General features: G+C 59.6%; 1 protein-coding gene. It reads right to left on the minus strand.

Translation table 11 applies throughout. The annotated features are described in order from the left end of the window. Positions 1-366 (minus strand): iron-containing alcohol dehydrogenase (locus tag A3709_RS15750; protein ID WP_156507802.1); only part of this gene is annotated, 366 nt, incomplete at both ends.

Consider the following 366-nt stretch of genomic DNA (forward strand, 5'->3'; position numbering starts at 1 on the left):
GACTGGCCGCCGGCGCGTTGAATTCCAGCACTGTCGGAAGCACCAGCGAATTACTCAAACCGTGGGGAATGTGAAAATGCCCGCCCAAGGGATAGGCCAAGGCATGTACTGCGGCCACCGGAGCGTTGGCAAAGGCCTGGCCAGCCAGGCAGGCCCCCAGCAACACTGCCTCGCGCGCTTTGCGGTTCCCGCCATCTGTCACCGCGGTGCGAATATTACGCGCCAACAAATTCAGCGCCTGGCGTGCAAGATTGTCTGATATCGGGTTTTTCAAGTGTTTCGAGGTATAGGCCTCAATGGCATGCACCATAGCGTCGACCCCGGTCATTGCAGTGACCGCTGGAGGCAAGCCGAAGGTGAGATCGG

Source organism: Halioglobus sp. HI00S01 (assembly GCF_001635445.1).
In the GTDB taxonomy this organism is placed as follows: Bacteria; Pseudomonadota; Gammaproteobacteria; order Pseudomonadales; family Halieaceae; genus Halioglobus; species Halioglobus japonicus.